The sequence below is a fragment of the Cobetia sp. L2A1 genome (assembly GCF_009796845.1).
Lineage (GTDB): Bacteria > Pseudomonadota > Gammaproteobacteria > Pseudomonadales > Halomonadaceae > Cobetia.
Genome location: NZ_CP047025.1, coordinates 887,039 through 905,753, shown reverse-complemented (window position 1 = coordinate 905,753; position 18,715 = coordinate 887,039). Strand labels below are relative to the sequence as shown.

Genomic DNA, 18,715 nt, shown 5'->3' with positions numbered 1-18,715 from the left:
ATGCAAGCCACCCCCAACCTTCTGCCGCCGGCACGCACTCGTATTGCACAGGCCTTCGATCGTGGCGCTGCCGACTACATCACGCTAGCGCAAGCACAGCACGTGATGGCACGCACGTTATTCGAGGCATTGCCTTCACATCTGCCAGCTTACTCTCGAGTCCTGGATCTAGGCTGTGGACCGGGGCACTGGACCCGTGCACTAGCCGCGCGCTACCCCCTCGTCTACTGTCTGGGACTGGATCTGTCGATGGCCATGCTGCAGAAGGCCGCGCATGAGTGCATCACTGACCATCACGGGGTTCGCTGGTTACGTGGAGATGCCGAACAACTACCACTGGCAAGCAACAGCCTCGACCTCGTATTTTCGAGCCTTGCCGTGCAGTGGTGCGACAGGCCAGAAAAATGGCTCAGTGAACTCGCTCGCACCTTACGTCCGGGCGCTATGGCCTTTATCAATACGCTTGGCCCTGGCACCTTGCGCGAAATACGGCACGCCTGGCAACGCAACGATGATTCAGTGCGCCACTTTCCCTCTGCAGAGCGCCTCAACACGCTGGCGACGTCAATAGGTCTTGCCTGTCAATGGCGTACTCAGCAGCATGTCTTTCATTATCCTGACTTCGCTAGCGTCATGGGCTCCATCAAGGGCATTGGCGCTCAAATGGCCACTGGCCGCCGTCTGTTACGCACTGAGTTACAGCATGCTCGATCGCGCCATGAGACACTTCGCACCACACAGGGGTTACCTGTTAGCTATTGCGTCATTGAACTAATACTCGAAAAACCTGTCAATTACGGCAACGAAAAACGAATAAACTTTGCATAAAGGCAACAAAATGTCCCTTCAGGGTATCTCCTCTCCCTCCTCCACCAGTCATGGTATCGCCGCTTTCGTCACCGGTACCGATACCGAAATCGGCAAGACCTTCATCGCCAGCGCGTTATTGGCACGTGCACGTATGCGTGGCCTTACGACTCAAGGCTTGAAGCCCGTGGCGTCGGACTGCTTCGAGAATCACGATGGGCTGGTCAATGCCGATGCCCTGTCATTACAGGCACAGTGCACACCACCAGTGGATTATGAAGCCATCAACCCTTGGCGCTTCGCTCCCGCCATAGCACCACATATCGCAGCGCGTCAGGCCGGCGTGGTACTTGAGGCGGCTGCCATAGAGACGCATATCCGCCATCAGATGATCACGGCATCGCGCGACTTTACGTTGGTGGAAGGCGCTGGTGGATGGCGAGTGCCCCTAAACGATGTGGAAGACTTCTCTGACCTGGCCATCCAACTCGGGTTGCCGGTAATTCTAGTGGTGGGATTGAGACTCGGCTGTATCAATCATGCTCGCCTGACGCTGGAAGCTATCGAGCGCGATGGCCTCGAAATAGCGGGCTATGTCATCAATCATCTCGAAGCCGATATCGAAGTCAGTGAAGACAACATGGCAACGCTATCACGCACGCTAAGAGTCCCGTGTCTAGGAGTAGTGCCCTGGTTGCGAGACGACATGAGCGACAGTCGACATGCAGCCGAGCGTGCTGCCAGCTATCTGCAGCTGCCCTGTGGCCTGGAATCACGAAGCGAGCACGTCCTTGAAGACTGAGTGGCAGAAGAGTGAGTGGTAGAAGACTGAACTGTCATGAGATATTGGAAAAAATATTGGCCAACAATGCAGTCAAGCGATTGACTTGCAAGGTATCGTAGGTAGAATACTGACCAGCTTCTAGCGGGAGTGGTGGAATTGGTAGACACGCCAGATTTAGGTTCTGGTGCCGTAAGGTGTGGGGGTTCGAGTCCCCCCTTCCGCACCATCAGCAGTAAAACGCTGATGATTCTCAGGTAATGCATCGCGCAACCTGGTTTATCCTCTGCAATATCCTCTATTGCAGTGACGTACGGCCCAGCACTATCTCTTCAGAATACCTCTGCTTTACCACTGCTTGCTTTCGAATCTCATTGCTTGCCAGTCATTTCTGCTTTGTTCGTCCTTACCAAGCCTTACCTCTATATACGCCTTGACCTCATCATTTCCAGATTAAGCGGTTCTCGATTTACCAGCCCTGGGCTCTCCAGTTGTGGCACAACATCTTCGACACGCCTTGGTCTCAGCGACGACGCACCCTGTTTTGTAACGTGGCCAGACTCAAACAGGCACTATCCAGGAGCGCTTGCTGCTGCTGTCGATCGCGATGTACTGCCTGAGCGGTAGCCAACTGATGATTCACGTACTCGATACCGCTGTTGAACTTATAGAAGTCACCACGTGATGCTATCTGACGGAAAGCCTCCAACTGTGTTGATTCCAGCTCCAGCATCTCGCCACGCGCCACGCGCGGCTCTGCCTGTGCCAACGCAGAGATCAGTGGGCCCACTGCCTGATTCCACTCATCGCGCCGCGGACGAAAACGCCCTAGAAGAAACCCCATGGTAATCCCGGCCACGAGGCCGCCCACTCCCCACAGTAATTCACTCGTCATCTTGGCGCCTCGGTGATTTGATCTAAAAAGCATCATTGTTATTCATTGCCAGCGAGTATAACCGATAATTAATTTTCTCATACTTATCGCGCAAGAAGCCCATCATCCTGGAGCGTGTGTCACTGCCCTCGAGCACCGAGGACGATAATGACACTCCCCAGCAGACAGATGGCAGACCCAAGAATATCCCAGCGGCTTGGTAGTTGATGTTCCACCAACCACAGCCAGATAACGGAGACCGCAATATAGGCGCCGCCATAAATGGCAAAGGCGCGTCCAGCCTGACTCACGTCTACCAGTGATAATAGCCAAGCAAACAGAGCAAGGCTCATCAAGCCGGGAATGAGCCACAGCGGACTGCGCGCCAGCTTCCACCAGGCCCAAAAACTGAAGCAACCGGCAATCTCTGCAAGTGCCGCGAGAGGGTAGATCCACAGGAGTGACATGAATTGATCTCTGTTGAGAAAAGATGACAGCAACCCGCCAGCTGTCGGCTTCAGACGACTCCCGCCCACAGACAAAAGCCGCTAGGATAAATTAGCGGATAACGTGCTGGCAGATGCACCATGCCGGCAGCACACTCTGCCATGACTCGAAAGAAAGCCAGGATTGGCGCCGTCTTGCAGTGGATAACCCTCTGCAACTCGCTTACAAGGAAAACTCGGATGACACGGCAATGCCTGATCATCAACCGCTTGGATGCTGACCGCCTGCAGCGTCTGATCGATAGTCATCAACAGGATGACGAACTCGCTACCCGGCTGGAAAGCCGGTTGATTCAGGCCGAAATCGTTGCCCCCAACGACTTCCCCGCCAACCGCGTCAGCATGCGCAGCCAATTGCGACTCTCCGGTTCACGCTCTGGCGAGAGCGAGTGGATTCTGCATTATCCTGATCCTCTTCATGAAGAACGGATGGAGATCAGCCGCAGCATAACGGCGCCCCGTAAACAGGAGGCCGCCCTGCCACTGTGCATCATGTCTCCGCTAGGTATTGCTCTGCTGGGACTGGCGATAGGAGAGAGCATCAGCTTGCCGGAGAACGATGGCGAGAGCGATATCATTCGCATCGACGCCATTGTGCATCAGCCGGAAGCCTGCGGCATGTTTCATCTCTAGACCCGCCTGAGGGGTCCCCATAGCTCAGCCCGCGCTACCCTTACTCGAGGGCTGAGCTATGCTATTGACGTGAACGTCGATAATACTGCCAGCTGATTACGCCATATGAGCATGTTATCCAAACATGCCACTGCTTGAGCACGCCTGACGCCATCTCGCCAAAACTCCTGCTGCGCCACATCCGCGAGCGGGGCATTCTCGGTATTGGCCCAGAGGTCGTTTATGAGCACATTTTCACATCCACAGATGTCTTCTGCCGTTCGGCGTCGCCTGCCTGAAGCACTTGACCACTACGCAGCCAGCCACCAGCATCCCGACAATGTACGCATCCACCTGATATGTGTACCGCTGATCTTTACCGCGACTCTCATTTTGCTGTGGCGGTTACTCGGCGGACAGGGGATGTCCAGCGAACCCGGACTAGGTGTCTGGATGATACCCGGCAGCGTGCTGACACTGGCAGCACTGGTGTTCTATGCGCGCTACTCGCTACGGGCATTGGGGGTCATGCTGATCTGGACACTGGCAAGCCTGGCAGTGATGTTTGCCATGCTCGGTCTCGAATGGCCAGTCGTGCCCTTGATGCTGGCGCTTTTCGTATTGGCGTGGGCGGGACAAGTCATTGGACATCGTATCGAGGGTCGCAAGCCTGCGTTCCTTGATGATATCCGCCAGCTACTGATTGGCCCGTTATTCGTACTCGTTGAGCTATTCCCTACTCTGCGCTACTGGTTGTTGGAGCAAGATACGCCTACGTCCCACTAGCCAGAGTCCCACTAGCCAGAGCCCCACTAGCCAGAGCCCCACTAGACAGAAAGCACCTGTCATGAAAATGCTCGTCGACGTGTAAATATCGACGAGCATTTTCATGACGGAATGACGGCTCCCTCAGGCTGCCCTACCTTATTGCTCTGGGGTGAAATCCTCGAGACTGAAGGCCATCAAGGAAGGAGCACCCGCCGCAATCTGTGCTTCCAACGCTACTGCACGCGGCAGGATACGACTCATGAAGTAGTCCCCTAGCGCCAGCTTGCGTCGGTAGAAGCCATCACCGCAGGCGCCCTCCTCCTTGAGCCCACGCGCTGCGGCACGCGCCATACGCAGCCATAGATAGCTATAAATACAGAGCCCGGTCAGATACAAAAAATCACCGGCAGCAGCACCCAGTTCATCGGGATTTTCCTGTGCGCGGTCAATCAGTTGGTCTGACACACGCTCCAGACGCTCAAGCTCCTGCTGACATGCCTCGGCAAAGCACTGAGTATCGACATCATCATCCTGTGCACTCAACTCGGCACGCACCACTTCAGCAAAGCTGGTCACGTAGGCACCACGATTACGATAGAGTTTACGCCCCACCAAATCCATCGCCTGGATTCCATTGGTGCCCTCATAGATCATGGCGATACGCGCATCGCGTACATACTGCTCAGCCCCCCATTCGACACAATAGCCATTGCCGCCGTAAAGCTGCTGAGCCATGACGGTCGCATCAAAGCCGCGATCCGTCAGCAATGCCTTGGCCACCGGGGTCAAGAACTGCACAAGATCATCAGCCGCCGCCTTCACCTCACTATCGCCATGATATTTTACGCGATCCAATTGTTGGCCCACGAGCACCGCAAAGGCACGCCCCGTCTCGTTCCAGACGCGAACTTCCAATGCCATGCGCCTGACATCGGGATGCACCAGAATCGGGTCTGCCGGCTTACCGGGAGCCACAGCGCCACTCGGCGCGCGGCTTTGCAGGCGCTCAGCGGCAAAGTCCATTGCGCTCTGGTAGGCCACTTCGCCCAACCCGAGCCCCTGCAAGCCAATAGACAGTCGCTCATAGTTCATCATGGTAAACATCGCGGCCAACCCCTGGTGCGGCTCGCCGATCAATACGCCCTCAGCGCCATCGAAGTTCATCACGCAGGTCGCACTGGCCTTGATACCCATCTTGTGTTCGATGGAACCACAGGTCACCGCATTGGCTTCCGCTGGCTCTCCCGCGGCATCCAATAGATGCTTGGAAACCAGAAACAGTGAGATACCACGCGTACCCGCGGGGGCATCCGGCAACTTGGCCAGCACCAGATGCACGATATTATCGACCATGTCGTGCTCACCACCGGTAATCCAGATCTTGCTTCCGGTAATCAGGTAGCGCGGTAAGCCCAGCAGAACATCATCACCCTCAAGTGGCTCGGCACGCGTGCGAATCAAGCCAAGATCGGTGCCACAATGCGGCTCGGTCAGGCACATGGTACCGAGCCAGTCACCGGCGTACATACGCGGTAAAAACACGCGTTTGACGGATTCGGGCGCATGACTGTCCATCGCGAGACAGGCACCGGCATTCAGCGCAGGATAAAGCGCGAAGCTAGTGTTGGTCGCGTAAAGCATCTCCTCAAAGGCCACGGTCAGCATCTTGGGCATACCCTGACCACCATATTCAGGGTTACCCCCCAACCCCATCCAGCCACCCTCGGCCAATACACGATAGGCTTCCTTGAAGCCTTTGGGCGTGATGACCTTGCCAGCCTCAAAACGCGCACCCTCAGCATCACCACTCAGATTAAGTGGCAGTAGTTCGGCCTGCGTGACCCGCGCCCCTTCCTCGAGAATCGCTTCAGCCAGTTCAGCATTCACCTCCTCTGTGGCGGCCATGCCAGCCCACTCCTGCTCGGCGCCAAACACCTCGTTGAGAATAAAGCGTGAATCCTTGAGCGGTGCCTGATACTTGGCCATGTAACTCTCCTCGCAAACAGTGGGGCAGCGGCGATGCTTTCTCGCAGCACATTCAAACGATTGCTTGAAACAATAGGCGCAATCCCACCTCACGTCATCTCGACCTTGGACCAAGAAAACACAACCAAGCACGACAGCTTGACGAAGTGAATAGTATTGAATGAACAACAATGAAGATAACGACCGAGATAAGTCGCACCACTAAAACGCAAAGCGCCGCCACGCTGAATAGCCGTGACGGCGTTGAGACATTAGCTCTGAAACGGGTTGTCAGCCTTAGGCAGTCTGCATCTGCGCAAGTGGCGTCGGGTGCTTGCCGTCTTCCCAACCCAAACTGCTGGTAACCGTCGGAGAGAACCATTTGAGCGAGTCGTGCAAGCTGACCACATCGCCAACGATGATCAGTGTCGGTGGTTTAAGCCCTTTACCAGCCACCTGTGCAGGCATCTCAGCCAGCGTCGCCACATGTACCCGCTGGCGTGCAGTGGTGCCCTGCTCCACTAACGCAATCGGCGTAGTGGCAGCCAAGCCATTGGCCATCAACTGCTCGCAGATCAGCGTTAGACTGCCCAGACCCATGTAGAACACGAGCGTCTGCGCCGGACGTGCCAGCGACTCCCAGTCAAGATCACAGCTGCCATCTTTCAAATGACCCGTGACGAAGCGCACTGACTGCGCATGATCGCGGTGCGTCAGTGGAATACCGGCATAGGCCGCACAGCCCGAAGCCGCGGTAATCCCCGGCACCACCTCGAAACTTATTCCCGCGCTGGCCAGTGTTTCCAGCTCTTCCCCTCCTCGGCCAAAGATAAAGGCATCGCCACCCTTGAGGCGCACGACTCGGTGACCAGCACGCGCGTAATCTACCAACGCCTGATTGATGCCTTCCTGAGGCACGCTGTGATCACTGCGCGCCTTGCCCACATAAAGCCGACGTGCCTGGGGGTTAGCTAACGCCAGAATCTCGTGGCTCACCAGACGGTCGTGGATAATGACATCCGCCTGCTGAAGGTGACGTAATGCCTTGAGCGTCAACAGCTCCGGATCACCCGGCCCAGCACTCACCAGCGCTACCTGGCCACGCGTACCGGTGAAATTATCGCTTTCCTTCACAGGCAACACTGCTTCTCCCGCCACCAGACGAGGTGGCAAACGTACACTGGAATCGCTGGGATGGCGTGGCGCAAAGACCATCACCTGCTGCTCACGTGCGTGACGCAAGATGCCTCGATCACGCCCGACACTCCCCGTAGCCACCAGCCATAGCTGGCTCGGCGCAGGCACTGGCAATAATGTATCGGCCACTTCCCAACCTTCTCGCCCGCACAGCGCTTCCAGCGCCGGCATTCGTGCGTCACCGAACACGCAAAGATCGCTACCGAGACCAGCGAAGCGTTCCGCCAGTGCCAGTGCCTCCTGGCCGCCGCCAATCAGGCAAAGCTGGAGTCGTGAAGGGTCGCAGGAGAGGTTGAGAAATTCCATGAGCATATCCACAAACGCTTGCAAGGCTGGAAGGCAGCCTCTGGTGATTGGCATTTTAGAGCATAAGAAACACTCATTAAAATAACCAATAAGCATAACCACCCAAGAGGATGTTGAGCCTGCTCGTTAAAAAGCCCTCACTTCCCAAAGGAAGTGAGGGCTTTCAGGCTCAGCGATAGACAGATATACCCGACATGGTTAGATGTTGAGCGTTTCGACACCGCCCATATAGCCACGTAGCGCCTGCGGTACCGTGATGGAGCCATCGGCGTTCTGATAATTCTCCAGCACGGCGACCAAGCAACGACCAACGGCCAGACCAGAGCCATTGAGCGTATGTACCAGCTGCAGCTTCTTCTGACCTTCAACACGCATGCGTGCTTGCATACGACGCGCCTGGAAGTCTTCGCAGTTGGAGATGGAAGAAATTTCGCGATAGGTATTCTGACTCGGCAGCCAGACTTCCAGATCGTAAGTCTTGGCAGCCGCGAAGCCCATATCACCGGTACACAGCGTCACGGCGCGATACGGCAGCTCCAGCGCCTGCAGGATAGCTTCGGCATGGCCGCGCATCTCTTCCAGCGTCTCGTAGCTCTTGTCGGCCTCGACTACCTGCACCATCTCGACCTTGTCGAACTGATGCTGACGAATCATGCCACGGGTGTCACGACCATAGGCACCCGCTTCACTGCGGAAGCACGGGGTATGAGCGGTGAACTTGAGCGGCAGACTAGCCACATCAAGAATCTCGTCACGCACCATGTTGGTCAGTGGCACTTCCGCCGTCGGGATCAAGAAGAACTCACGATCATCATCAAGCTTGAACAGGTCTTCCTCGAATTTTGGCAGCTGACTGGTGCCCATCAAGGATTCACGGTTGACGATATAGGGCACGTAAAACTCTTCGTAGCCGTGCTCCAACGTCTGTTTATCGAGCATGAACTGCACGAGTGCACGGTGCATGCGTGCGATGGAACCGTGCATGACCGCGAAGCGTGAGCCAGTCACCTTGGCCGCCAGCTCGAAGTTCAGCTGTCCCTTGAGCTCACCCAGGTCCACGTGGTCGCGCACGTCAAAATCGAACTCGCGCGGTGTCCCCCAGCGATGCAGCTCGACGTTGTCATTCTCGTCAGCGCCCTGTGGCACATCAGCATTCGGCAAATTCGGGATACTGGCAGCCAGCGCATCAGCCTGGCCCTGCAACTCCGACAGTTCCTTCTTGGCAGCGTCAAGGCGCTCACCCAAGTCACTGACTTCCGCCAGCAGCGGCGCAATATCTTCACCGCGGGCCTTGGCATTACCGATGGACTTGGAGCGGGTGTTGCGCTCGTTCTGCAGTGACTCAGTCTCGATCTGCAGGTCGTGACGGCGCGCTTCCAGCGCAGCGAAGGCTTCGGTATCCAGCTGATAACCGCGACGTGCGAGGCGCTCGGCAGTGGCTTCAAGGTCAGCGCGCAGAAGTTTCGGGTCCAGCATGTGGGAAGGCTCTCTCGTCGGATCACTCATGCCGCAAGGCGGCGCGGAAAGGTTCTGCGGCCTAGTCTACCTCAGCCAAGCCTCACTTCGCAGCCGCAGCGAGCCTCGACAAGCCGTCACGTGGCATTGAGACCCCTTAGAGCAATACCCGCGCAATCTTCATGCCCAACGCCACCATCCCCAGGCAGGCCACTACACTGATGGCGATATACGCCAGACCCGCCATTGTGCGGCCACTCATCATTAGATTGAGAGCTTCCAGCGCGAAGGTCGAAAAAGTCGTGAAGGCGCCGGTAAAGCCCGCCACCATGATCGCTTGCCATACGGGTGCCAGCTTCAACTCCTGAGTCACCCAGATGAACAGGAAGCCCATCAGGCAACTGCCGACCAGGTTGACGCCCAGCGTTCCCCACGGAAAACCGCGCCCAGCGGCGCCGGTGATCAAACCGCTGACCAAATATCGTCCCAAGGCGCCGAGAGCACCACCCGCTGCTACTGCCAACCAGGTTCCCATGTGTCGTATTCGCCTTGTCTTCGTATCGGTCCGCGCACGGTCTTCTCCCCCACATACCGCAGGGCGCATATCGAAGCCCTATTGTAGGTCGAAGTCCTATTGTAGGAAAAACCCGTAGCGCGGGGAACGAAAACGACACGAAAGAAGGGTTCGATAAAAGACAACGCTGCTGGCGCCAGCACATTGGCCCAGCCCCGTAGCCGACAAAAGCAGTGAGCCAGGCAGACCAATAACCCTGGCATGCACGAGCAGCCTGTTTTCAGCTCTTGCTCGGACGCGCCTCCTGCAGCTCATCTCTCAATTGCTCAAGGACATTCTGCCACTGACGATGTGCCCCCTCACTACCTCCCAACTGCTCAAGACCCCGTGCTGTCCAGGTACCCGGTGTCCCAATGCGTGAGGCAAGTTCGCCGGGCGGGGTATCGGGGTGGGCTTCCATCAACGCCAACGCATCACGCATCTGCGCCATCAATAGTTGCCTGGCCTGCGGACCGCTCATGCCAGGTACCGTCTGGAACCAGTCGAGCAATGCCTGCTGCTGCGCCATCTGCCAGGCGTTGATACACACGGCCAGCATACTGGCCTCGAAGGCAGACTCCTCTTCGAAAGCAATCACCTGCTTGACCGCAGGGCTCAGTAAATCACGAGTCAGCAGGTCTTCAGGGTATAGCGTCAGCGCACTTTGCCCTTCCGACACTGCCAGCCCTGTCATCACCCGTACCACGCGAGCCGGTGCGAACCAGCGCTGTAAATCTACCAGTGGCACACCTGCTGCCGTCACCATCAGGTGATGATCAGTCTTCAGTATCTGTGCCTCACGCAACTCACTGGCCAAGGGTTCGAGCTGATCCGGGCGCACGCCCACCAGCAGACACAGGCTAGCCTCACAGACGGCAACGTTACTGACATGACGGACAGCGCCGAATCGCCAGCCAAGGCGATGACTACGCACGTCATTACGCGGTGAAAGATGGAACTCAAGATCGTGTCGCGAACGCCCTTCACGTTGACTGCCTCGTGCCAGTGCCACCAGCAGTGATTCTGTCAGCTCGCCCACTCCCAGCACGCCAAGGCGCATAGGGGGACTGCGAGACTCGCGATGACAAGGGGAGGAATAGGAAGGCGATGCCATGAGCTAACTCCTGATGACCCAGCATGAAAAGGAAACAGCACCGATACGGGAAAACACCAGATGACGCCAATAGTCACGGTAAGTACAGCCATAACGGCTATACGGCATAGAAACACGATAAAGAGATAGCGATAATTGACAGGATGATCAACCATCTGCACTGCGTGACAAGAGCATGACGCGTCTTGGATGGCGCTTATCTCAAGCGTAGTCAGTCCTTATCTCCTTCACCGAATTATCCCGTATCGACAGATATTCACTGCCTGGCGGGCTGGGGCGACACGATCAGCTCAGGTAAGCTAGGCACATTGGCCTCTGTGGCCTGCCTGACGCGACTCACTGCCCGAGCGAGATCATGACTGAACGCCTGCTGAATACGCCTGCCCCCGTCGACGCGCTTTATCTGGACTTCCTGGCCGCCCTGCGTGATGCAGGCTTTGCCGGTGACATCAGTCCGGACTATGCCAACCGCACCGTGTTGTCGACCGACAACTCGCTATATCAGATCCTGCCTCAGGCTGTGGTCTATCCCCGCGATGCCGAGGACGTGCAACGCATCGCCCTCCTGTCTCATGAGATACGCTTTGCTGGTGTCACGCTGTCACCACGCGGTGGTGGCACCGGCACCAATGGCCAGTCCCTCAATGATGGTGTGTTGGTCGATATCTCACGACACATGAATCGTATTCTCGAGATAGACGTCGAGAACCGTCGCGTGCGCGTCGAGGCGGGCGTGGTGAAAGACCAGCTCAATGCCGCCCTCAAACCACATGGCTTATTCTTCGCGCCGGAGCTCTCGACCTCCAATCGTGCCACCCTCGGCGGCATGATCAATACCGATGCTTCCGGCCAGGGCAGCTGTGAATACGGCAAGACACGTGATCACGTGCTGGCGCTCGACAGTGTGCTGCTGGATGGCACGCGTCTGCACAGCCACGCCATCGACGAAGCCGAGCTTGAGATATTCTGTGCACGTGATGACCGTGTCGGCGAGGTCTATCGCACCGCGCGTACCATCGCTGACGGGCGCGCCGAGGAAATCGCCGATATCTTCCCGCCTCTCAATCGCTGTCTGACCGGTTACGACCTCGCCCACCTGCGCGAAGTCGATGGTCGCTTCAATCTCAACAGCTTGCTGTGCGGTGCCGAGGGGACGCTGGGTTTCATCGTCGAGGCGGAGCTGAACGCCCTGCCCATCGCGCCATGCTCGACGCTGATCAACCTGCGCTATGCCGGATTCATGGATGCGCTGCGTGACGCCAAGACGTTGATGGCCGTCGAAGACAATCGCCCGACCTCCATCGAGACGGTGGACGACACTGTCCTCAATCTCGCCATGCAGGATTTCGTGTGGGATAGCGTCGAAGAGTTCTTCCCCGCCAGCGAAACAGGCACACCGCCCATTGGCGGCATCAATCTGATCGAATTCAATGCCGATTCAGAAGATGAATTGGACGCCAAGGTGCGCGCTTTCAGTGAGCACCTTGCCAGCGATACCAGTGTCGAACGTCTTGGCTTTACCGAAGCACGCGGCCGTGCCCAGATCGGCCGTGTCTATGGCATGCGCAAGCGCTCCGTGGGCTTGCTGGGTAATGTCGAGGGGGAAGCTCGCCCGCTGCCTTTCGTGGAAGACACCGCCGTCCCGCCGGAGCACCTGGCGGACTATATCGCCGAATTCCGCGCAGCGCTGGATGCACGCGGCCTGCGCTATGGCATGTTCGGTCACGTCGATGCTGGCGTGCTGCACGTGCGTCCGGCACTCGACATGAAAGACCCTGCCCAGCAGGCGATGATTCGCGAGATCTCCGATGAAGTGGCCGCGCTGACCCACAAGTATGGTGGTCTGCTGTGGGGCGAACATGGCAAGGGCGTACGTTCCGAATACTCGCCGCGCTTCTTCGGCAGCCTCTATGAGGCTTTGCAGGAAGTGAAGGCCGCGTTTGATCCGCACAATCAGCTCAACCCGGGCAAGATCGCCTCACCGCGTCCGGCCACGTCCGTCATTGCCTCTGATGGCGCGGACCAGCCCGAGAAGGATGTCGATACAGCCAGTGTCTCTCAGTTCGACCCGCAACTGATGCGGATTGATGAAGTGACCATGCGCGGCGACCTCGATCGTCAGATCGATGAACGCGTGTGGCAGGAATACGCCAGTGCCGTCTACTGCAACGGCAATGGTGCCTGCTATAACTACGATCCCAACGACGCCATGTGCCCGTCGTGGAAGGCGACGCGTCAGCGTATTCACTCGCCCAAGGGACGCGCCAGCCTGATGCGCGAATGGCTACGTCTTGAAGGCAATGCGGGTCGCGATGTATTGGCTGAAGCCCAGGCGGCGCGAACGCCAGGCTTGAAGGGCGTGGGCCTGTGGCTGACACGCCTGCCGGCACGGCTGGGGGCTTCATTCAAGGCACGGCGCTCCGTCTCAGGCAGTTCAGGCAAGGACGAACAAGGCTTTGATCAGCAGGTCTATGACGCGATGGCCGGCTGTCTGGCATGCAAGTCCTGTGCGGGGCAATGCCCGATCAAGGTCAACGTGCCTGATTTCAGAAGCCGCTTCCTTGAGGTCTACCACCATCGCTATCAGCGCCCGCTACGCGACTACCTGATCGGCAGCCTCGAATTCATGCTGCCGTGGGCCGAGCGCGTCGCGCCATTATATAACGCGTTACTGGCCAATCGCCTGGTCAGCAAACTGATGGCAGGTCCCATTGGCATGGTGGATGCGCCACGCCTGTCTCGTGCCAGTCTGCGCAAGCAGCTCAAGAGCTGGGGCGTCAGCGAAGCAACTCCGATTCAGCTGGGCCGATTGACCGCGTCACAAAAAGCCAGAAGCGTCATCATCGTTCAAGATGCCTTTACCAGCCATTTCGAAGCTCAGCTGGTCATCGACATCATTGAGCTACTGTCGCGGCTCGATATCCACGTCTTCGTCGCGCCCTATAAACCCAATGGAAAACCGCTGCAGGTGCAGGGCTTCACCGGTGCCTTCATGCGTACCGCACGCAGTCAGGCTGAGCGCCTCAAGACATTGGCTGACTTCGGCGTGCCATTGGTCGGTATCGATCCGGCAATGACGCTGACCTATCGTCAGGAATATGTGAAGACACTGGGCCCTGATGCGGTGCCCGAGGTATTGCTGCTACAGGAGTGGCTGATCACGCTACGCAAGCTGCTGCCTGCCGGAGTCACCAAGGCAGCACTGCGCAAGATGGACCCGGGCATGAAGCTCTTGAGCCACTGTACCGAAAGCACCAATGCTCCTGGCTCAGCCAAGGCTTGGCAGCAGGTCTACGCAGCCTTTGGCTTCAATCTCGAGACCATTGCTACCGGCTGCTGTGGGATGTCGGGGACCTATGGGCATGAGGCTCGCAACCTTGCCACCTCACGCACCATCTATGACCTGTCGTGGAAATCGGTCGTCGAGGATGAAGCGAATCAAGGCAAGCTGGTCGCCAGCGGCTACTCGTGTCGTAGCCAGAGCAAACGATTCTCGGACAGCCAGTTGCCGCATCCGCTGCAGTCATTGCTACCGCTGCTGCGTCGTGTGCAGTAGCCGATAGATCCCCGTCACTGCAAAGCTTGGCGGGGTTGGCATCAGCGTCATCGGTCAGGCAACTCGGCGTTGCATCACACGAAATCAGCGGCTAGGCTGCGCCCATTCCCGTCCATGATGGCTGGGCAAGGCACACAACATATTCATTGGTTAGCGAGGCATTCACTTGGAAGGCATGAGTGCATGCGCGATTAACCACTGGTCAGCAAGACCAGGATACGATGATTTCATGAGGGGTGATCGCAGCAGTGGCACCACTCATTTTCGCTGATTCCAAGGAAGACTCTCGATGACAGACCCCGCTCTGGCGCTGACCATGATCGGCCTGATGGCCCTCGGCTGTCAGTGGCTGGCATGGCGCATGCGTCTACCGGCAATCCTGCCCCTGCTGATTGTCGGCATTCTGGCCGGCCCGGTCACTGGTTGGCTGAAGCCAGACGAGTTACTGGGCGACCTGCTCTTCCCGCTGGTATCGCTTGCGGTGGCCGTCATCCTGTTTGAGGGCAGCCTGACACTCGACTTCAAGGACCTTCGCGGCCATGGCCATATCGTCAGGCGCCTGGTCACCACTGGTGTTGTGATCACCGGCGTCATCGGCACGGTCGCCGCGCACTATCTGCTCGAGATGCGCTGGGAGATGGCAGCGGTGCTCGGGGCTCTGCTGGTGGTCACCGGTCCCACCGTGGTGATGCCACTTCTACAGACGCTACGCGCGCGCGGCAACCTGACCCAGATTCTGCGCTGGGAAGGCATCATGATCGATCCGGTCGGCGCCCTGCTGGCAGTACTCGTCTATGAGTACGTGGCACTGGGCATGACCGGCAATGCTGCCTCCCATACCTTGCTGCTGTTTGCTCAGACGGTAGGCCTCGGCTTGGGGATGGGCGCGCTGGGTGGCTGGTGCTGGGGGTTGGTATTGCGACATTTCTGGCTGCCGCAGAAACTGCACAACTTCGGCACCCTGATGGTAATGCTAGGCCTGTTCGCCATTTCCAACGCGCTATTCCATGAGTCAGGACTGCTGACAGTCACGGTGATGGGTGTGTGGCTGGCCAACATGCGGGGCGTGCCGACCCAGCAGATCATCGAGTTCAAGGAAACGCTGACAGTACTGCTGATCTCTGGGCTATTCCTGCTACTGGCTGGGCGCCTGACGGTAGACCAGCTGTCGCTGCTCTCGTGGCCTGCCTGGATATTCCTCGGTGTCCTGATGTGGATCGCTCGCCCGCTGACGGTATGGATATGCACCATGGGCAGCGGCCTGACGCTTCGCGAGAAGGCACTGCTGGCCTGGCTGTCGCCACGTGGCATCGTCGCGGCCGCCGTGGCGTCACTGTTCGCGCTCAAGCTTGAGTCCAAAGGGATCGAAGGTGCGGAAATGCTGGTCCCGATGACCTTCCTCGTCATCATCGGTACTGTAGTGATCCAGAGCCTGTTATCACGTCCGATCGTCAAGATGCTGGGTGTGGGCGAGCCGCCACCCTCCGGCTTCTTGATTCTTGGTGCCAACTCGGTGGCGCGCATGGTGGCGCGTGAGCTGGTAGAAGCCGGCTTCTCGGTACGCCTGACCGACACCAACTGGGACGCCGTACAAGAAGCACGCATGGCAGGCCTACCGGTCTACTACGGTAATCCACTGTCTGAACATGCCTCCCAACATCTGGAGCTGACGGGGATTGGCCACCTCATACCGCTGTCGCCCTACCGTGAGATGAATAGTCTTGCCGCACTGCATTTCGAGCATATCCTCGGCCATGGGCGGGTATTCCGGCTGGCTGAAGATAACGGCAAGAATGCCAAGCGTCAGCAGGATCAAGCACTGGGACATCTACCGCTGCTGTTCGATGGCCAGGTCACCTACGCCAAGCTGGCCAGCCTGCAGTCGCAAGGTGGCCAGTTACGGCGCACGAGTATCACCGAGAATTTCAATCTCGAGGATTACTGCGCCATCCATGAAAACCGTCTGCTGACGTTGTTCTGCATCAATAGTCAGGGCCGCATCCGTATTGCCACCTCGGCTCTGCCCCTGACGCCAAAGCCGGGCGAAACGCTGATCAGCCTGATCTATCCTGACTCGCCGGAGCTGACCAAGCCCGCTCAATCCAAAGCTGACAAAGCCGAGCAGGACAGATCTCAGAGGACGGATACTCGTGCTGCACTTGCCGCTGATACCGACACCTCTACGCCACTACCTGCCAGTCGCCTTCCTGACACCAATCCCTGAGACAACGTATCACCCAATGGCACAAGGCCCGCATATTGCGGGCCTTGTGCCGACTGGCGTGGAGTCATGGATTGTCGGCCACAATAAATGCACTAAACGTTACTGACAGACTCCGACAGCTGAGCGAAATACTGGTAAAGTACGCGCCAGTTTTGGCCACCTTGTCCGGTAGCCAGTGCTATTGCCTTGTCCTCAAACGTAATACCTACGCATTCAGGAGCTGCTTGATGCAGATCGTCATGGGCCTGGTGGGCGTCTTTGCCCTGCTGGGGATAGCCTTCCTTCTCTCCGAAAACCGTCGTTCCATCAGCCTGCGTACCGTATTGGGGGCATTCGCCATCCAGGCGGCGCTGGGGATCTTCGTCCTGTACATCCCTGCTGGCAAAGACATGCTGCTCGCCCTCAGCAAGGGGGTTCAGGCCGTGATGTCCAGTGCCAATGTGGGCATGGACTTCCTGTTTGGCGCCTTGGTCAGTGACGAACTGATGACCAAGGCCTTCGGCGATTACCATGGCTTCGTCTTTGCACTGCGGGTGCTGCCGGTCATCGTGTTCTTCTCTTCCTTGATCGCCGTGCTCTACCATCTGCGCATCATGACCGTCGTCATCAACGTGCTGGGTGGCGGCCTCTCGAAGCTTCTGGGCACCAGTCGTCCTGAATCACTCTCTGCTGCGGCCAATATCTTTGTCGGTCAGACAGAGGCGCCGCTTGTGGTACGCCCGTTCATTGCGGGCATGACGCGCTCAGAGCTGTTTGCCGTGATGACAGGGGGTCTGGCTTCCGTCGCGGGTTCCGTGCTGGTGGGCTACGCCTCACTGGGCATTGATCTCAAGTACCTGCTGGCGGCTTCCTTCATGGCGGCGCCGGGCGGCCTGTTGATGGCCAAGATGCTGATTCCGGAAACGGAAACCAAGACGCAGAACGTCGAAGAAGCGCTCGCCAGGGACACGGACCGCCCCACCAACGTGATTGATGCTGCGGCTTCTGGTGCAGCTTCTGGTGTGCAATTGGCCATCAATGTCGGCGGCATGCTGCTGGCCTTCATTGCGCTCATCGCGCTGGGCAATATCATCCTGGGCTGGGTCAGCGGCCTGTTCGGCTATGACGACATCACGCTTCAGCTGTTGCTGGGTTACGCCTTTGCACCTGTCGCATGGGTGATCGGCGTGCCGTGGCATGAGGCGATTCAGGCAGGTAGCTTCATCGGTCAAAAACTCGTGCTGAATGAATTCGTGGCCTTTGCTGACCTCGCCAGCCATCAGATAAGGCTCTCAGAGCACTCTGAAGCGATCATCATCTTTGCGCTATGTGGCTTCGCCAACCTGTCCTCCGTAGCCATCCTGATGGGCGGACTGGGACTAATGGCGCCCAACCGTCGCAGCGATATCGCACAGATGGGCATGAAGGCAATTCTTGCCGGCACCCTCTCCAACCTGATGTCGGCAAGCCTCGCTGGTCTGTTCCTGTCGTTGTAAGGTGGATCACTGCAAGGTAGAACAGTCGTAGGCAATGAACGTCAGGCCTCTGCATCGCCAACGCCCGCCCCGTGCGGGCGTTGGCGTATCTGGATGACGAGATGCCCTGAGCATTCCGGCGCAGCGGCGGATTGCTGATTGACTCCCCTTGCCCTGCCCCAGACAATACCCGCGTTGAAGCCAGGGTGTTCGGGAAACGGGTGAGAACCCCGTACTGCCCCCGCAACGGTGATCGCAACGCTCATGCCGGTCGTCAACGATCGACAACGATCGACAAGACCAGCCACTGCCTCCGAGATAGCCTGTTCATTCAGGAATCTCCCAAGGGAAGGAGGTGGGAAGGCGCATGAGGGGGTGAGACTTCTTTCCATGGAGTCCGCCAGGCGTCAGTCCGGAGACCGGCCCTCGCTTCCACACTGGTTGATGCGGAGGGCCTCACCAGTGGCAAATCGCCCGAAAGCGTGTCTTGCAAGCCAGGATGCGTCTGGGCGATGTGTGTTCACGCACCCTGTCACGCCTGTC

Annotated in this window: 14 protein-coding genes, 1 tRNA gene and 1 riboswitch; of the genes, 8 read left to right on the top strand and 7 right to left on the bottom strand. The window is 57.8% G+C overall.

The genetic code is table 11. The features are described from left to right. The 3 genes from GQR90_RS03910 (at position 1) to GQR90_RS03900 (ending at position 1,817) form a co-directional block, all read left to right on the top strand. A complete protein-coding gene (locus GQR90_RS03910; RefSeq protein ID WP_158772968.1) occupies positions 1–828 on the top strand; it encodes a methyltransferase domain-containing protein in 828 nt (275 codons plus the stop codon). Between the two features lie 10 nt (positions 829–838). Then, complete coding sequence (gene bioD / locus GQR90_RS03905; RefSeq protein WP_158772967.1) at positions 839–1,609, top strand: dethiobiotin synthase; 771 nt, start codon at positions 839–841, stop codon at positions 1,607–1,609. Between the two features lie 123 nt (positions 1,610–1,732). Then, a tRNA-Leu gene (locus GQR90_RS03900) sits at positions 1,733–1,817 on the top strand. A 294-nt stretch (positions 1,818–2,111) separates the two neighbouring features. Here the strand turns inward: GQR90_RS03900 and GQR90_RS03895 are convergent. Together GQR90_RS03895 and GQR90_RS03890 are read right to left on the bottom strand one after the other, a co-directional pair. Further along, the gene (locus GQR90_RS03895) at positions 2,112–2,483 is read right to left on the bottom strand and encodes a hypothetical protein (RefSeq protein WP_158772966.1); all 372 of its coding nucleotides are present in this window, start codon (positions 2,481–2,483) and stop codon (positions 2,112–2,114) included. A 119-nt stretch (positions 2,484–2,602) separates the two neighbouring features. Beyond that, on the bottom strand, positions 2,603–2,929 hold the full coding sequence (locus GQR90_RS03890; protein WP_158772965.1) for a YnfA family protein: 327 nt from the start codon (positions 2,927–2,929) through the stop codon (positions 2,603–2,605). Positions 2,930–3,148: 219 nt separating this feature from the next. Here GQR90_RS03890 and GQR90_RS03885 point away from each other — a divergent pair, with 219 nt between their 5' ends. Further along, positions 3,149–3,601: a nucleoside diphosphate kinase regulator gene (locus tag GQR90_RS03885; protein WP_158772964.1), complete on the top strand. Its 453-nt coding sequence runs from the start codon at positions 3,149–3,151 to the stop codon at positions 3,599–3,601. 222 nt (positions 3,602–3,823) lie between these two features. Further along, a complete protein-coding gene (locus GQR90_RS03880) occupies positions 3,824–4,366 on the top strand; it encodes an Mpo1 family 2-hydroxy fatty acid dioxygenase (protein WP_199269468.1) in 543 nt (180 codons plus the stop codon). Positions 4,367–4,504: 138 nt separating this feature from the next. Here GQR90_RS03880 and GQR90_RS03875 read toward each other — a convergent pair whose 3' ends face one another. The 5 genes from GQR90_RS03875 to GQR90_RS03855 form a co-directional block, all read right to left on the bottom strand. Continuing rightward, positions 4,505–6,334, bottom strand: a complete 1,830-nt coding sequence (locus GQR90_RS03875) for an acyl-CoA dehydrogenase C-terminal domain-containing protein (protein WP_158772963.1) — start codon at positions 6,332–6,334, stop codon at positions 4,505–4,507. 276 nt (positions 6,335–6,610) lie between these two features. Next, positions 6,611–7,816, bottom strand: a complete 1,206-nt coding sequence (cobA, locus tag GQR90_RS03870) for a uroporphyrinogen-III C-methyltransferase (protein WP_325064288.1) — start codon at positions 7,814–7,816, stop codon at positions 6,611–6,613. 198 nt (positions 7,817–8,014) lie between these two features. Then, the gene (gene serS, locus GQR90_RS03865; protein WP_158772961.1) at positions 8,015–9,292 is read right to left on the bottom strand and encodes a serine--tRNA ligase; all 1,278 of its coding nucleotides are present in this window, start codon (positions 9,290–9,292) and stop codon (positions 8,015–8,017) included. 136 nt (positions 9,293–9,428) lie between these two features. After that, on the bottom strand, positions 9,429–9,806 hold the full coding sequence (crcB, locus tag GQR90_RS03860; RefSeq protein WP_158772960.1) for a fluoride efflux transporter CrcB: 378 nt from the start codon (positions 9,804–9,806) through the stop codon (positions 9,429–9,431). 259 nt (positions 9,807–10,065) lie between these two features. After that, positions 10,066–10,938 (bottom strand): pyrroline-5-carboxylate reductase family protein, encoded by an 873-nt coding sequence (locus GQR90_RS03855; RefSeq protein ID WP_158772959.1) that lies wholly within the window; start codon positions 10,936–10,938, stop codon positions 10,066–10,068. 355 nt (positions 10,939–11,293) lie between these two features. Between GQR90_RS03855 and ydiJ the strand changes: the two genes are divergently transcribed. The 3 genes from ydiJ (at position 11,294) to GQR90_RS03840 (ending at position 18,193) form a co-directional block, all read left to right on the top strand. Then, entirely contained in the window at positions 11,294–14,494 is a 3,201-nt protein-coding gene (gene ydiJ / locus GQR90_RS03850) for a D-2-hydroxyglutarate dehydrogenase YdiJ (protein ID WP_158772958.1), read from the top strand. A gap of 289 nt (positions 14,495–14,783) precedes the next feature. Continuing rightward, positions 14,784–16,718 carry a cation:proton antiporter gene (locus tag GQR90_RS03845; RefSeq protein ID WP_158772957.1) on the top strand — a complete coding sequence of 645 codons (1,935 nt, stop codon included), beginning with the start codon at positions 14,784–14,786 and terminating at the stop codon, positions 16,716–16,718. A gap of 227 nt (positions 16,719–16,945) precedes the next feature. Beyond that, on the top strand, positions 16,946–18,193 hold the full coding sequence (locus GQR90_RS03840; protein ID WP_158772956.1) for a NupC/NupG family nucleoside CNT transporter: 1,248 nt from the start codon (positions 16,946–16,948) through the stop codon (positions 18,191–18,193). A 166-nt stretch (positions 18,194–18,359) separates the two neighbouring features. Beyond that, a riboswitch (cobalamin riboswitch) is annotated at positions 18,360–18,614 on the top strand. Positions 18,615–18,715: the final 101 nt, after the last annotated feature.

Bases quoted from the DNA above. Each gene is read 5' to 3' on its own strand.
- GQR90_RS03910 (WP_158772968.1), top strand. From the start codon at position 1: ATGCAAGCCACCCCCAACCTTCTGCCGCCGGCACGCACTCGTATTGCA.
- bioD (WP_158772967.1), top strand. From the start codon at position 839: ATGTCCCTTCAGGGTATCTCCTCTCCCTCCTCCACCAGTCATGGTATC.
- GQR90_RS03895 (WP_158772966.1), bottom strand. From the start codon at position 2,483: ATGACGAGTGAATTACTGTGGGGAGTGGGCGGCCTCGTGGCCGGGATT.
- GQR90_RS03890 (WP_158772965.1), bottom strand. From the start codon at position 2,929: ATGTCACTCCTGTGGATCTACCCTCTCGCGGCACTTGCAGAGATTGCC.
- GQR90_RS03885 (WP_158772964.1), top strand. From the start codon at position 3,149: ATGACACGGCAATGCCTGATCATCAACCGCTTGGATGCTGACCGCCTG.
- GQR90_RS03880 (WP_199269468.1), top strand. From the start codon at position 3,824: ATGAGCACATTTTCACATCCACAGATGTCTTCTGCCGTTCGGCGTCGC.
- GQR90_RS03875 (WP_158772963.1), bottom strand. From the start codon at position 6,334: ATGGCCAAGTATCAGGCACCGCTCAAGGATTCACGCTTTATTCTCAAC.
- cobA (WP_325064288.1), bottom strand. From the start codon at position 7,816: ATGGAATTTCTCAACCTCTCCTGCGACCCTTCACGACTCCAGCTTTGC.
- serS (WP_158772961.1), bottom strand. From the start codon at position 9,292: ATGCTGGACCCGAAACTTCTGCGCGCTGACCTTGAAGCCACTGCCGAG.
- crcB (WP_158772960.1), bottom strand. From the start codon at position 9,806: ATGGGAACCTGGTTGGCAGTAGCAGCGGGTGGTGCTCTCGGCGCCTTG.
- GQR90_RS03855 (WP_158772959.1), bottom strand. From the start codon at position 10,938: ATGGCATCGCCTTCCTATTCCTCCCCTTGTCATCGCGAGTCTCGCAGT.
- ydiJ (WP_158772958.1), top strand. From the start codon at position 11,294: ATGACTGAACGCCTGCTGAATACGCCTGCCCCCGTCGACGCGCTTTAT.
- GQR90_RS03845 (WP_158772957.1), top strand. From the start codon at position 14,784: ATGACAGACCCCGCTCTGGCGCTGACCATGATCGGCCTGATGGCCCTC.
- GQR90_RS03840 (WP_158772956.1), top strand. From the start codon at position 16,946: ATGCAGATCGTCATGGGCCTGGTGGGCGTCTTTGCCCTGCTGGGGATA.